At 39.2% G+C, this 15,577-nt stretch carries 13 protein-coding genes; all 13 read right to left on the bottom strand.

Annotated features, from left to right (window positions below):
- Positions 1-179: 179 nt before the first annotated feature.
- A complete protein-coding gene (locus tag CYLST_RS32565; RefSeq protein ID WP_015211179.1) occupies positions 180-1,343 on the bottom strand; it encodes an acyltransferase family protein in 1,164 nt (387 codons plus the stop codon).
- A 94-nt stretch (positions 1,344-1,437) separates the two neighbouring features.
- Complete coding sequence (locus tag CYLST_RS35325; protein ID WP_015211178.1) at positions 1,438-1,635, bottom strand: hypothetical protein; 198 nt, start codon at positions 1,633-1,635, stop codon at positions 1,438-1,440.
- A 113-nt stretch (positions 1,636-1,748) separates the two neighbouring features.
- Positions 1,749-3,485, bottom strand: coding sequence for a carbamoyltransferase family protein (locus tag CYLST_RS28355; protein ID WP_015211177.1), 1,737 nt, complete (start codon positions 3,483-3,485; stop codon positions 1,749-1,751).
- 64 nt (positions 3,486-3,549) lie between these two features.
- The gene (locus tag CYLST_RS28350) at positions 3,550-4,437 is read right to left on the bottom strand and encodes an FkbM family methyltransferase (protein WP_015211176.1); all 888 of its coding nucleotides are present in this window, start codon (positions 4,435-4,437) and stop codon (positions 3,550-3,552) included.
- A gap of 32 nt (positions 4,438-4,469) precedes the next feature.
- Positions 4,470-5,255, bottom strand: a complete 786-nt coding sequence (locus CYLST_RS28345) for a glycosyltransferase family 2 protein (protein ID WP_015211175.1) — start codon at positions 5,253-5,255, stop codon at positions 4,470-4,472.
- An 18-nt stretch (positions 5,256-5,273) separates the two neighbouring features.
- Entirely contained in the window at positions 5,274-5,921 is a 648-nt protein-coding gene (locus CYLST_RS28340; protein ID WP_015211174.1) for a class I SAM-dependent methyltransferase, read from the bottom strand.
- Between the two features lie 135 nt (positions 5,922-6,056).
- Positions 6,057-7,232, bottom strand: a complete 1,176-nt coding sequence (locus CYLST_RS28335; RefSeq protein ID WP_015211173.1) for a glycosyltransferase — start codon at positions 7,230-7,232, stop codon at positions 6,057-6,059.
- A gap of 159 nt (positions 7,233-7,391) precedes the next feature.
- Positions 7,392-9,206 (bottom strand): asparagine synthase (glutamine-hydrolyzing), encoded by a 1,815-nt coding sequence (asnB, locus tag CYLST_RS28330; RefSeq protein WP_015211172.1) that lies wholly within the window; start codon positions 9,204-9,206, stop codon positions 7,392-7,394.
- Positions 9,207-9,282: 76 nt separating this feature from the next.
- On the bottom strand, positions 9,283-10,461 hold the full coding sequence (locus CYLST_RS28325) for a glycosyltransferase (protein ID WP_015211171.1): 1,179 nt from the start codon (positions 10,459-10,461) through the stop codon (positions 9,283-9,285).
- Between the two features lie 254 nt (positions 10,462-10,715).
- Positions 10,716-11,843 carry a glycosyltransferase family 4 protein gene (locus CYLST_RS28320; RefSeq protein WP_015211170.1) on the bottom strand — a complete coding sequence of 376 codons (1,128 nt, stop codon included), beginning with the start codon at positions 11,841-11,843 and terminating at the stop codon, positions 10,716-10,718.
- A gap of 58 nt (positions 11,844-11,901) precedes the next feature.
- Positions 11,902-12,882, bottom strand: coding sequence for a phytanoyl-CoA dioxygenase family protein (locus CYLST_RS28315; RefSeq protein ID WP_015211169.1), 981 nt, complete (start codon positions 12,880-12,882; stop codon positions 11,902-11,904).
- Between the two features lie 105 nt (positions 12,883-12,987).
- On the bottom strand, positions 12,988-14,136 hold the full coding sequence (locus tag CYLST_RS28310) for a glycosyltransferase (RefSeq protein WP_015211168.1): 1,149 nt from the start codon (positions 14,134-14,136) through the stop codon (positions 12,988-12,990).
- Between the two features lie 47 nt (positions 14,137-14,183).
- Positions 14,184-15,575 (bottom strand): hypothetical protein, encoded by a 1,392-nt coding sequence (locus CYLST_RS28305; RefSeq protein WP_015211167.1) that lies wholly within the window; start codon positions 15,573-15,575, stop codon positions 14,184-14,186.
- Positions 15,576-15,577: the final 2 nt, after the last annotated feature.

Genomic DNA, 15,577 nt, shown 5'->3' with positions numbered 1-15,577 from the left:
GTAATACCAATTTAATAAAATAAGGCGACAAATACGTTGAGTATAAGGACGAAAAACCAACATATTCAAAGTTTTAATGTTGAGTTACCTTCATCAAATACCACTTAGAGGAAACGGGGGAAACCTCCGCACGTGAGTTGCTACCCAACCTAAATTTGTAGCTATCATTAAAAAAGATCCTATAAATAGGATCTAAGCTTAGATGTATTCCTTTCCGTCAAAAAATACACTAGCCTAGCGAAAATAACCGTTATTAAAACTAAGGCGACTCCGTAAAAAATATGCAGAGTATCAGGCTGCCATCTTGACTGTTTAATTACTATTGAGAGGATGAATACCAAAAATGGTAGATGAGTCAAATAAATCGTGTATGAAAAATCAGAAAACCAAAGTGAAAATCTGGAAATAATATTTTCTTTTACCTTTCCCTGATGGAAAGACATGACCAACATGAGAATAGAAAAAACCAAGCCTAAAATTATATCTGCATAGCTATCGATAATGTTTAATCGAATTGCAATTAGCGTTATAATAACCAAGATCCAGGCTAACAGCAGGAAAAGTGACTGGTGTTTCTGTGGCAGTTTAATTTTTTTTTGGAACAAGGAAACAAAACTTCCAATTAACCATACTAATAATCCTGGATCATTTTTCAGATTCACCACAAAAAATAAGAATAACAATACAGCTAGATAAATTAAAAAAGTTTTAATTTTTCTGTAATTTACAACTGCCATGAGCACGACTGGCAAAGTCATATAATACCAGAATTCATGGCTGAGGCTCCATAGTGCTCCATTTGAGCCTAAGGTAGGAAAGTAGATATTTTGTAGGAAAAATAGATTACCCATCAATATATATGAACTGATGCTATTTACAACAGGTTCAGTAATAATATTTGTCCCTAGACGACCTGCATAAACAATAGATTCTCCTCGGCTGAGGGCATTACCTGCTAAATCCCAAATAAGACCGAGAAGCAACGCCGGTATTAAGACAATCCACAGTCGTGAAAGACGAGCTATCAGATATGATTTCCAAGTAAATCTATGTTGCTGTAACTTCTTGAAGACTGAGTTACCAATCAATAAACCACTGAGAACAAAGAAAGCAATAACAGCTTCATGAGCAAAGCCAGTTAAAAAGTATAAAAATTTTACGAATAGGTTGCTAGTAATAGTAATTTGGTTATAGTCAACAAAGTATAGGTTCCTGATGTGACTAATAAGAACTTCGAGAGTTGCTATCGCCCTCAAAAAATCTAGCCCTACAGATAGCTTGCTGCCTCGTTTGATCTCAGATACAGAGAGTTTATCGAGAAGTATAAAGGTTTTTTGAGTCATCTTTACTGTGAAGTTTAAGTTAGTTAAATTTTATCTGTTGTCTAAATATTTTTTGCGCCATTTTTTTACGGTCATTTATTTTTGCTCATGTCAGCTATGAGAAGATGAATATCAAAACCCCTATGTGAGCAGGACTAGTGAGTGAGATGAGATATTCTGGACAAAGAGAGGATAATCGGTAGACAGGATCACAGAGTTGCCAAGAAAAAGCGTGTGCAAAGAAAACCCACATTGCGGCAATACCACGCAGTCCTTCTAGGGCATAGTTGTATTCTTTTGAACGATTGATCATTATGGTAGATTTGCGTTGTTAGCCATTCAGAAACAGCGAAGCCCCAGATTATCAGTCTGTGGGCTACCAAATGCCAGCTATGAGATAATTTATTTATTCGACTAAATCCTAGATTATGATTTGATATCCTTGCGTTCTACATAATAAGAACCCAAAGCCAGGGCATCCATCTGCGTTCTTAAGAAACACTGGATTGCTTCTGTCGGAGTCCGGACAATGGGTTCATTTTCATTGAGGGATGTGTTTAGAATCAAGGGAATACCAGTGCGTTGAGAAAAGGTATTAATCAAATCCCAATAGCGGGGATTAGTTTGACGACTGACACTTTGTAAGCGTCCAGTACCATCAACATGGGTGACAGCAGGAATTAGCTCTCTTTTCTCGCGCCGAATTTTAAAGACTTTTTCCATAAATTGTGCTGGTGCATCAATTTCAAAGTATTCACCTACTCGTTCTTCGAGAATACTGGGAGCAAAGGGGCGGAACTTTTCCCGGAATTTGATTTTGAGGTTGATAATATCGCGCATATCAGCACGACGTGGATCTGCAACGAGAGATCTATTACCTAAAGCCCTGGCACCAAATTCCATTCTCCCTTGAAACCAGCCGACGACTTTACCTTCGCAAAGGGCATCAACAACCTGGTGCAGCAGTGCTTCTTCTTCTAGGTGTTTAGGTTGCAGATCATGGGACTGCAATGCTAACAAGCATTCTTCATCAGAAAATTCTGACCCCCAGTAGGCATGATTCAAAACAAATTGACGTGGTTGCTTGAGTAATTGATTCCAAACAAAGAAGGCTGCACCGATGCATGTACCATTATCGGCGGCACCCACTGGGGTATAGACTTGCTTAAAGGGAGTATTTTCAGTAATTTTGCCATTGGCGACAGAATTCATGGCTACACCGCCGGCTAAACAGAGATTTTCACTTTTGTAGCGATCGCTTAATTGGTTGAGTAAATGGAAAATAATTTCTTCTGTCACCGCTTGCACAGAAGCTGCAATGTTTTGATGCTTCTGGGTAACTTCCGCTTTCGGATGTCGCGCCGGTCCCAATAATTTTTCTAGTTCTGGGCTGTGGAAGGGTTCAACACTGGGTGCTCCATTTTCCCACTTCATCGCAATGCCTTGCTCATGGTGAGTAAAGTAATCCAGATTCAACTCAAAGCTATCTCCTTGAGGATAAATAACTCGCCGGAACGCTTCTAAATATTCTGGTTCCCCGTAAGGAGCTAATCCCATGACTTTATATTCATCTCCATAGGCAGGAAAACCGAGGTAAAGGGTGATGGCGTTGTAAAGATAACCAATGGAGTGAGGATAGTGGGTACGGGAGAAATACTTTAGATGGTTACCTTCACCCGCTGCTGAAAGTGTGCTAACGAAGTCTCCCATCCCGTCAACTGATAAGATCGCAGCTTTTTCAAAGGGGGAAACGAAGAAAGCACTGGCTAGGTGAGTTGTGTGGTGTTCCAGTGTATGGATAGTAGCGTGAATTTTTTCCGGTGAACTGAAGCAAGCCTCTGCTAACTGTTGCTGGAGGCTGGCAGATTTACTTTGTTTGTTAAACCGATCCAAGAGTGACGATAGAGAAGGACGTTGTTTGAGGGTAAAGAGAAGTTTGCTATTGAGGTTGGCTTTGGGGTTGAAAGATACTGCTACATGATCTAATTCTGCTCCGCTAATACCACCAACTTTGAGGCAATAGCGAATAGATTCTGCGGGAAATCCCGCCCAATGTTTAACTCTATTAAACCGTTCTTCTTCAACTGCGGCAATTAGTTGACCGTTTTGGATGAGGCAAGCTGACGCATCGCCGTGATAAGCATTAATTCCGAGGATATTCATATGATTAATTTTGATAAATTGGAACGTTTAAATTACTCAGTTACCACTAAGATTTAGGAATTGTTCATCCTATTTTATTCAGACGAGCACCAACGAAATCTAGAGCAGAATTAGCAATTGCTAAAACATTATTGCCTTGTTGTTGTTCAAGTGTGATTGCATAAACTTGGTTGGTTACTGGATTATACGTATACAAGCCGTAGCCATACTCTTGGAGGAAATTAACAATGTCCTGCTTCTGGTAACCAAAATTATTGACAGCATCATTAATCTCCATAATCCAAACCTGATGAAGCTGTTGTTTTAGCAGAGAAATTGCCCCTTTCATTGCTAAGAGTTCTGCTCCTTCAATATCCATTTTGACTAAGGTCAGTTCAGGGATAATTTCAGCTGGTAGTAGATTGTCAAGTGTATCAGTAGGAACTGTAATTGTGTTTTTAGTTACATTTGAGGTAATAAATGGCATAGAATCTCCCTCAGCCAGATTGAGCCCAGTATTTCCAGTAAAATCAGAAATTGCGATCGCATAAGGTTTAACTTGCCAGAATTGGTTGAGTGTTAGGTTTTCTTTCAGGCGTGTGTAATTTTTTGGGAGTGCTTCAAAGCTGTAAATTGAACCAGATTTAATTTTAGAGGCAGCTAGCAGCGTATAGATGCCCACATTAGCACCAATGTCAAGAAATGAATCCCCTGTCCGTAAGTATCGCAACAGAAAATTCATTTCGTCATAGTCATATAGCCCACAATAAAGTGCAGTAGCCGCAGAGTATCCATCTGGATGACAACGAATTTTTACCCCAGGAATAATTTGAATATCAATATATCGCCGGGTTAAACGTTTATAAAATTGCCAACCAACGAATTTGAGAATCGACTGGATTTTTTGCTGTTTACAGTTAGGATGTGACCAGATATATTTAATAGTGTCTATGGCAAATAGGTTGGAAGTCATGGATAATTATTCTATGGATTCATCAGCCAATTTTATGCATCTGAACTTGGCAATTTTTGGTATTCAAATATCCGAATTGCCAGCAAAATTTCTGCTAGAACCCGCTGAAATGCGTAGTACCAACCTTGCCAACCATCAAAAATACCGCCTTTGATGATCAGGCAGTAGACTAAGATGATCAAGGGAGCCAGAATTTTTTGTTTGCGGATGCGATCGCTCAAGCTAAGTTCACTCACTGGTGTTTCGAGGATTTTTTTAGCTTCAATCACCATGTAACGATCTTGTGCCCACAGCCAGCGGCTTAGGGGTTTGCGATCATCATGATGAATATAAGCACTAAGCATTCTCGACTCACCCTGCACACAAACCCGATGGGCATGTCCATCGGGTTTGTAAATTGCTTTTTCTCGTTTGTAGAGTACTTTTCGAGGTGGAAGTAAAGTCCCACGCAAGGGCTTGCCAAAGATACAGTACTTGAATCTGATGCTATAACTTTCTATACCGGGCGTAGCTGAAAGTGCTTTAATTTCGTTAATTAACTCATCAGTGACAACATAATCTGCATCCAGGGAAAGTACCCATTCAGATGTGATTTTTTCTAAGCCATAGTTACATTGAGTAGCAAAGGAATCAAATCTTTTTTGGAAGACTTGTACTTGAGGATATGCGTAAATAATTTCTAAAGTTTCATCTGTGCTGAAACTATCAATTACAACAATTGTTTTTGCCCATTGGAGGGTTTGAAGGGTGCGATCAATATTTGGGGCTTCATTGTAGGTGAGAATCAGTGGCGTAATTTTTTCTTGTATGGATATCATAAATTCATCAAAATTATCTCAACTCACTGTTACAGTACTCGAAGACAGCATGGCTTTCCAGAAATAGGGAAATCTGCCTGCAAACCTAAATTGAATTTGCCCACATCCTTCCTCTTCTAATAACTGAGTGAGTGTCTTGACTGAGAAAAACTTGACATGACCTCCGTCCCAGAGAGGATTATAGTGCTGATCTATTTTGCCCAAAATAGCTAAAACGATATTTTTCCAATAACTGTGGTAGGGAGTTGTAATAATTATTCTTCCACCGGGTTTAAGGCATTTTTTGGCAGACTGAATCAGTTCTCTGGGGTATAGCAAGTGTTCAATTACGTCAGCTGATAAAACAATATCAAATTTGCCTTCTAAGTCACTAAATGGCAAATCATAAATACTGCTTTGAATAAAAGTAGTCTCAGGAAAAGTTTCACGAGCGAATAGAACTCCTGAAACTGAGTCTTCAACCCCGACTACTTCATATCCCTGTTGAGCAATCTTGTCGCTGAGGCTACCGTTACCACATCCCAAATCTAAGACCCGAAGTTTTTCAATGGAATTTGTCTTTTGCTGTGAGATTAGCTCTAATAGTTGAGGAAGCATATAAAGGTGATGTTCAAAAGAACTACCATTGATGTAGGAATATTCGTATTGGTTGGCAGGGTTTTGCATAGTGAATTTGACTAGTTTGTTATTTAATCTTGAGTAAAAGACTTTTTTCGAGGATATTGATGTAGACTTGGTGGATTTTAGAGGTAATCTATGATTTCCTAGAAAATAACCGAGATATCATAAAAAATACTAAAATTAGTTGCTATTGATAATTTTTTCATAAACTACAATCATTTCCTGAGCTACACGCTCCCATGTATAGTTTTCCATAACTACTTGACGGGCGCGATCGCACATTTCCTTTGTTTCTTGGGGATGGCTGAGATAGTGTTCTAGGGCAGATGCGATCGCTAATACATCCAGTTCTGCAATGTAACCCAATTGATGTTGTTGCACAATTGAAGCTAAAGCCACACCAGAGGTAAGCAGGACGGGAACACCTACAGCCAAAGCCTCTAGGACTGAGAGTCCGAAGTTTTCCGCGTGGGATGTGAGGGCAAATAAATCTGATCCTTGCAGGAAGAGGTTTTTTGTCTCTCCGGCAACAAATCCAGCAAAATGAGTGCGTGAGCGAATACCAGTTGAAATCAAAAGCGATTCAATTTCCGCAACGTATTCTTTTGAACCACTACCTGCTAAAACGAAGGTAAAGCGGTGATGAGTGAGTTTGCCTAAAGCGGGAATGAGATACTCTAAACCTTTCTTAGGATGAAGACGGGACAAAAATAAAATGACAGGTTCGTCTGTTGGCAGGTTGAGGTGTTGTCGAAGTAGATAGCGGACGTTGAGGATGGGAGGAGGAATAGAGACACCGTGGGGTAATACAAAGCTAGGGGCATCCAGACCTAAATGGTAAACTTCTTGCTGTTCTTGTTGCGATGTCAGGTGAAGGGCCCGACTATGGCTGAGGTTAGTCCGTTCTATCAAATTGAGATAAATCTGTTTTTTGCGGGCACTTTGTTGAAGTGACCATTCGCTGAGTTGTCCTAGAGGGCGCACAATATAGGGAATACCCTGAAAACGTGCGATCGCCATTGCTGCCGTAGAAGCATAGGAAAAAATAGCGTGGACGTGTAGCAAGTCGTAATTAGAGATATTTTGCCATAACCATCTCGTTAATTGGCTAGAAAAAGCAAATTCTCTGATGGAGTTAACTTTAGGAGAAAAACGAGGAAAGAACCGAACTGGTACTTGCTTGTAATCTATAAGTTTGCCAAGAGGGACATCAAGTAAATCATTGCCATTATCATTAGTAGTAGCAATTTCTGTATCAACTCCTTGATTTCGCAGTGCTTTAACTGTTTCCACTATGGCTTGACTGGGCCCACCTCGCACTGATGCTACTGAAGGAATGATATGTAGGATTTTCATAATTACCCGAAACCTTGACGTTAGATGCAATTACATTAATTATGTACAGCACGAGATGCTTTAATATAACTAATGTGATGAAATTAGCGACAGGTTAAAAATAATCTATTGCTATAAGCATCAAATTTATTGTCATTCTTATTGACTGATTAAGGGATTCTAGCCAGTTATTTGCTGCAACCAATAGTCAAGAATTGCCAGACTCCAACGACGATACCATAGTTTTAGGTCTATATTTTTGCTCAGTTCATGGGCTGGAAAATAATCACTCCACTCTTGATCTATCCATTGCTGAAAAGGAAAAAAGAATCCTCGCTTCGGGCGATCAAGTAACCAATTTGGTAACTCAGGAACGGCTTGGATTAATAACTGTTTACTTGGTGCAAGGCGCATTGCACTGGGAATAGAGGCGATTGTTTCGAGTAAAACGCGATCAACTAAAGGCACTCGCAACTCTAAGCTCCATGCCATACTCATAACATCGCTGTCTCGCAACAACTGATTACGCATATAACAAGTCAGTTCTAAAAAGCTGACTTCATCTTCTAAAGAAGGCAGATTTGTGGTTAGGTTCATATCCTGAAAAATACCCTCTTCCCAAATTGGGAATTTAGTCCAGGAATCTTCGCAATAATGCTGAGTAATTTTCCAGGCTTCTCTTTGAGAAAAAATACCCCTAAAACTGCGATAAGCTGCTGAAGTTGTCGGCTTTTGCTGTAAAAAATCTCCTAAACGCTTCAGCCGTGGTGATTTCCCCCAAGAAGCTAATCCCCTACCTAGTCCAGTGCTGATTGGTTGAATCTTCTGTAATTGCTGACCCCAACGGAGCATATTTGGTACTTGTTGAAATGTTTTATAACCACCAAATATCTCATCTCCCCCTAATCCAGATAATACTACTTTCGTCCCATCTTTATGGGCAACTTGGGAAACACAAAAAGTATTGAAGCCGTCAATACTAGGTTGGTCAATACTAGCTAAAAATTGAGGTAATAATTCTCGCCCTAAAGATGCTGTAACTTTATATTCTGTATGAGCAGTATCAAATTCTTTAGCAATTCTTTGAGCTAGCGCCCCTTCATTCCATTCATTTTCTTCAAAGGCAATTGAATAAGTACGTAAATTACCTTTTTGAGTTTGGCGTGCTAAAGCAACAACTGAGCTTGAATCAATACCACCACTGAGAAATATCCCTACGGGCACATCACTTATAAAGTGATTTTTAATAGAGTCAACAAGAGCATTACGAACTTTTTCTTTAGCCTCAGTTAGAGAGATTGTTGCATTCGTAAAGTTAATTTGCCAATACTGCTGCTGAGTTAGTTTATCTGTCTGCCAATGTAACCAATGACCAGCTTCTAAACAGCGAATACCTTCAATTAAGGTGTAAGGTTCTGGTACTGTCCCACTGATAAGATAACCATATAAACCCTGTGGACTTAAGGCAATAGTAAGTAGCTTAGAAGCTAGAATCGCTCTGATCTCTGAAGCGAATACTAAAGTTGATCCAGATTGCCAATAGTATAGTGGTTTAATTCCTAAAGGATCGCGGGCAATAAAGCAGGTTTGTTCTTGGTTATCCCAAATAGCAAAGGCAAACATACCCCGCAAATTATTTACACATTCTGCTCCTTGACGCTGGTAAAGTTTGAGAATTACTTCAGTATCAGTATTGGAATAAAACTGTTCTCCTTGGGATTCTAAGGAATGTCGTAATTGTTGAAAGTTGTAGATTTCCCCATTAAAAGTAATCCAGTAGCGTCCATCAGATGTAGACATCGGTTGATGTCCTGCTGTACTGAGGTCAATAATAGAAAGCCGAGTATGAGCAAAAGCAACTTGTTTGTTTGGGGAAATATAAATTCCTTGGTCATCAGGTCCACGATGCTGTAGAGCATTTTGCATCCTGAGTATCAAGGGTTCCAAGTTGTTTTTTATTTTAGTTTTAGTTAAAATTCCGGCAATGCCACACATAAAAGTATTGTTTAAGAAATTTTCACAGATTATCAGGTAAACACTATCAGCAAAATATTTCTAAAAAGGTATGATCTCAATGAAGTTTTAAAAGCATAACTCGGTAAATTTCTATTAATCTTGCTGCTATTCTGTCCCAAGTGTATTGTTCTATGATCATTTGATGAGCACGTAGCCCCATTTCTTTAGCTGCTTGAGGATGGCTGAGATAGTGTTCTAGGGCAGATGCGATCGCTAATACATCCAGTTCTGCAATGTAACCCAATTGATGTTGTTGCACAATTGAAGCTAAAGCCACACCAGAGGTAAGCAGGACGGGAACACCTACAGCCAAAGCCTCTAGGACTGAGAGTCCGAAGTTTTCCGCATGGGATGTGAGGGCAAATAAATCTGATCCTTGCAGGAAGAGGTTTTTTGTCTCTCCGGCAACAAATCCAGCAAAATGAGTGCGTGAGCGAATACCAGTTGAAATCAAAAGCGATTCAATTTCCGCAACGTATTCTTTTGAACCACTACCTGCTAAAACGAAGGTAAAGCGGTGATGAGTGAGTTTGCCTAAAGCGGGAATGAGATACTCTAAACCTTTCTTAGGATGGAGACGGGACAAAAATAAAATAACAGGTTCGTCTGTTGGCAGGTTGAGGTGTTGTCGAAGTAGATAACGAGCATTAGAAATCAAACTTGGCTGGAAAATGCCTAGGGGCAATACAAAACTGGGTGCGCTGAGTCCTAATAGAGCAACTTCCTGCTGTTCCAGTTGAGAGGTAAGGTGGATAGCTTGACTACAGTTGAGGTTTTCTTTCTCTATCAGCCTCAGGTAAATTTGCTTTTTGCAGGCATTTTGCTGTAAAGACCATTCACTTAATAAACCATGTGGAATAAGAATATAGGGAACTTTTTTGCAGCGGGCAATTGCCATTGCAATTGTAGATGCATAAGAGAAAATAGCGTGTATGTGTAGAAGGTCGTACTGGCAAATGTTATGCCAAAGCCATACCATTAGCTCCCAAGAAAAGGCATATTCTCTTACAGCTTTAATAGTTGGAGAAAACCGAGAGAAAAACCAAACTGGGACTTGCTGATACTCAACACACCTATGTAAAGGAACATTAAGCAAGCTATCACCGTTGTCGTTAGTTGTGGCAATCTCGATATCGAGATTGTTCGCCCGTAATGCCTTGACTATATCCAAAACAACTTGGCTAGGGCCACCCCTCAGCGGAGAAATAGAAGGAATGACGTGGAGAACTCTCATAACTGAGATCCAATATGTTGGCTAGAATTCCACTTTCTCCTGGATCAATTTTCTGTTTTTTCAGCAGGCAATCGCTTGTATAACCGCTTAAACCTAAGATGTGGTCTATGTATTATATAGCAGAATTTACTTTTATAAGTATAACCTCAAAATTTATTTATTAATCCAATATTTTTAGCCTGAATTTATTATGTTTTTATCGTATTGAATTATGAGTTGATTTTTATCATGGATTTTCTGCTCTAGATTTTGCTTTACTGGGGATATTTTTCCTCAATCGCTTGACAATACAGATTAATATATTCAGAGATCATTTGTACTGCGGGGAATCTTTGATAATTAACAAATCCTTTTGATTTAATTGTTTCTAGTTTAGGAACTTCATCAAGAATTTTTTTTGCAGTTTCTTTAGGTTTATCCGGCTCTATATATATAGCTGCTTCTCCTCCCACATCATTCATTGGAGCACGGTTTGAGGTAAACACAGGACAACCGCAAGCTTGAGCTTCTATAATTGGCCAGCCAAAGCCTTCATAAAACGAAGGAAACATTAAGGCTGTAGCAGCAGAATAGAGAGCTCGTAAATTTTCGTTATCAACTCCTACTAACTCTATTACCTTGTGAGTCAGGTTATGCATATTAATGAACTTATGCATTTCATCAGTTAGGGGTTTACCAACCATGACCAAGTAAAAATCTGGTGGTCTCAGTTGCAGCAGATGATAAAAAATTGATAAAACTCCCAGACGATTTTTGTACCAATGATTTGCACCTACATGAAGAATGAATGGGCAATCATGGGGAACTTTCAAAGCTTCTAAATGTTGTTTATATTCTCTAGACGTCATAGGGGTATAAGGATAGTTTAAACCCATATAAATTAAAGATATAGCGCTTTCAGGTAGAGAAGAGAGACGTAATAAGTCACGTCTAGTTTGCTCTGAAACACAAGCAATTTTTTGCGCTTTTTTAAGTCCATTCATCATCATTTGCTGCAATATTTTTCCAGTCCATCCAGTTCGATATTCTGGAAATTCTCCCAAACCAGAACGAACTGATAATAAATCGTGGCAAGTGACGATATGAGGTATATTTTGCAAATATTTTGTATAAACTGCATTACCATGATCGCATATATGAACTACATCCGCCCAAGATAATGCTTGACGCAGTTGCGCTGGAAACAAAATCAATTTATCAATATAGCCTAACCATTTTTTTAATAGATTTGGTAATAAAATAAGCCTTCCCATCCAGCTTTTTGGACGGATAATACGCACTTGATGCCCAGACTGGATTAAGTATTTTTCCAACATGGAAGCAAATATATCCATACTTTGGATTGCATCTATTTGGTAATTACCTACCAGTAAAATTTTCATTTATTGTGATATATTTAGTTTGAGATTAATTTACGAATTGAACATAATTACAAGCTATTTAAAAACTATCAGTTAGTTTTTTTTGTAGGTTCAATTTTAAATTCCATAAAATCCGCTTGAAATTAATTATTAATTCAGTAGGTAATACGGATTTAACGAGACTTTTACTAAGGGCTTCTAATGTTTGAGGAAATAATTGCTTTTGTAACTTTAAAATATCTTGAGGTTTCATAGTGGCACCTGAAGTGCTAGGGAAAGCTGGATAATCTCTCTTAAAACCAAATCCCAGGTAATCCATCACCTCTGGAGTAAGATTATCAAGGTACTCAGTATTCACGATATTTTTCTCACCGTGACCTAAATTTTCACTACCAATTTGGTCTACTTGAAATAGCAAGGTAGTTCGCTTATAACTTTTATCCTCAAAAGGTTCTGCTCTATGTATTCCGTGAATATCGCACAAGATCAGACTTCCTTTAGGCATGGGTAATGTCAGAATATCTTGGCTATAATTAGCGTCAATAAAGCTATCGCTTAGGTAAATCTCGTTATTATATTTATGAGACCAAGTATGAGAATCCTTAATGTATTGAAAGGCATTACTGCTAACATCAGATAAATAGAACAAAAATAATAGGCCAGGCATATTATGTTTTTTGACTAATTGCTTACCAACCTGTAGATTATTATCTGTATGCCAGGGCATATGTGAGCTTTTAGAGGTTTGATAAACTCTATGATTAGTTATCCTGTAAGTATCATTAAAATATTCTCGGCAAATATCTAAAATTTTTCTAGATGTAATGATATCGTAGGTTTTTTTAGATTTAGCTAGGCAATGAGTTAAGAATTTAATGTTTTGAGCCGTAACTACACCTACATCATTGGTATTAAGCAGAATCTGATTGAAATCTATTTCTTGAAGTAGTTCCTCGACATGCTGTGTAGTCAATGCCTGCTCAAAAACGAAGTATCCCTTTGTTTTTAGCTCATTAACTATTTGATTGGTATTGTAATTTATAAAAGATAAATCGAACATAGATTCATATTACATTTTGATACAGGTCGATATTTATCTGCCCTACCTGGAGCGGGTGGATGTTTGAATTTTCTGATTCCAGAAAACTTTTTTCTATACTTTAGATTAGATAAACCGAAGGTGATTTTCTAGGTAATTGCCAAGTGTGTGTTGAAACGTTTCAAAACCAAATTGGTGAATTACCTTGTTTCTCAATGCCTCTGGTTGATAGAGTAGGGGATTAGGATAAGTACCCTGTATTATTTGAATTAGAGTCTTGGCGATCGCTTCTGTATCATCTGGATCAATAAGTACTCCTAATTCTCCCTGACAGAGGGCATCCAACGCCCCATCTTTATTACCTCCAAGGGTAGGCTTACCACAGGCAAGTGCTTCTAGATAAACAATACCAAACCCTTCACCTTTGCTAGGCATCGCAAATACGTCACAGAGATTATAATGGTCACCTAGTTCTTCGTTAGAAACGTAGCCAGTTAAAGTTACACAATCTTGGAGTTGAAATTGGGAAATTAACTGTTCAACTCTGGAGCGGTCATCTCCCTCACCTACCAAAACATAATGAACATTGGGGATAGCTTGACGAATTTGGGGTAAGGCAGTCAGAATTTTGTCGTAGCCTTTGTACTGCTCTCTTTTGGAAAGCCTAGCAACAGTGAGGATAGTAGGCTGTTTAGGGTTCAATCCATATCGTTTTAGGAGGATAGTCGGTTTAGGTGCAATCCTAAAATTATCCACCTCGAAAGTATTGGGTAGAACTACAACTTTGTCAGGATCTAGGTTTTGTTCTTGGAGGAGGCGATCGCGAGTATAGTGACTCACGGCTAGAATTAAATCAGCGTGCTTGAGAGCTGTCTGTAGAGTCGAGTTTTGAATATTCCAGGCTTCGATTCCGTGAGCTACAACCCAGTAGGGGATGCCGATTAGCTGTTTCAATAGGTACGCAGTCAGGCTAAAGTTGAGATGGGTGGAAAGGATCAGGTTTGGACGCTGCCAAAAACCAAGACTAATTATTTGGCTAGCGAAAGCTAATGTGCGTAGGGATAAGGGCCAGTTGCCAGTCGGATAAAAGCATAGATTAGGTGACTTTGCTGGTACCTCAGTATCGTGCTTAATCGAAATGTCGTAGGCAAAATTGGGGTAGAGAGCTTGGAATGCCTTTAAACAGAAGGTGGAGTAACGTTGAATTCCTCCAGTAGTGTTAAATAAGTCGGGTAGCCAGAGGTGGCAGCGGCATCTATATTCAGGTTGGTGCATAACTCCAGCTTGTTGTTTATATATTTCTAGTCAAGTTGAGCTTGCTTTTAGTCATAGTAGGTAAACGGCTGAGGTGAAATTCTCTCTCCTCGACTAGCTTTCTTGATGTAAACCTGGTTGATGATAGAAACCAAGACTATAGATGCAGATGTGGTAGCCACAACTTCGGACAATGAACCACCAGGCTGAATCATGCCTAGTCCTGGTAAAAACCAGGACGTAAAGCCTACCCAATTACCATAGATTAATTTTTTCCCAGCTACGATATCGATGATACGTATCACCGTGCCCAAGACGACGAATCCTAAAACTACTCCCCATGAACCAAAGTTGATATAAAACTCTAAAACCGAACCAACTCCTACACTGGTTCCATCAGCAAACTTTATACCTGTGTATATGCTCACCAAATCTCCACTACCTCCTACTACTGGCTTATCTGGCCAAAGGAGACGAGGAACTACTGATATTGCTGCCTGCACAAGCGTTGCGCCACCAGCATAATCAACCTTACTACTGGTGATGTAACTGACAGCCTGCCCCACCAGTACATTTTGATTTAGCCGAATATCAATTACTTCTAAATGTTCTTGCTTGGACAGATTAATTAACTCAAAAGTACTCGCTGTTTGCCAAAACTGTTCAAGGCGTGAAGAGGCACTTTGTCCACCCCAAACTTTCGCCCGAATTTCATTGCGATCGCGGAAATAGGTAACAAAGACGGATAAACCAAACACTAGAGCCAGTAATGCGATGACTATGACTTTCCATCGCGGGCGATAAAAATTGAACACGAAAATCAGCACAACCAACGCGGCGGCGGCTCCAAAACCGATAAAGCCTAAAATCAACACCGTAAATAAGGGCAGACTGCAGGTAATCGCTAGCCAAAGTCGAAAGGCTTGCTTATCGCTCATGTACCAAGCTTTCCAGAAAGCCAAGCATAACCCCACAATAAAGAGTGAGATGCCTGAAGTTGATAGAGCAGAGAAGCTAGGAATTTTAGCCAGAATAGGGTACAAGACAAAAGTGAAGAATAGCCCTAGTTCAATATAGGTTTTGGCAAGTTTTAAATTCGGTTGGCGATGAAACTCAGACAAACAGCTAGGTTTAAGCACTTTTAGCAACCAAGGCGCCAGGATAGTGCTACCCAATCCAAATCCGATAACACCATAAACGGTTTGGTTAAAACCAAGATACGTATTAGTCAAAGAGAAATCGGAATTGAGTAAGTAAGCAGACTGGGGTTTATACCAGGGTAGGGCGTAAATCAGTCCTCCAATAAAGTGGAGTATGGATAAATTGAGCAAATAAATCAGTGGCAAACCTGTACTTGGTAACTTTTTATTCCACAGACTGCGGCATACTAAAATTACAACTACAACCCAAACAAATAACCAAAAAATTAACCACTGCTGTTGCTGCTCTGTTGTAAGCATAG

This window comes from Cylindrospermum stagnale PCC 7417 (genome assembly GCF_000317535.1).
GTDB classification, from domain to species: domain Bacteria; phylum Cyanobacteriota; class Cyanobacteriia; order Cyanobacteriales; family Nostocaceae; genus Cylindrospermum; species Cylindrospermum stagnale.
Note: the sequence above shows the minus strand (reverse complement) of the source record. Positions and strands in the feature narration are given on the sequence as shown.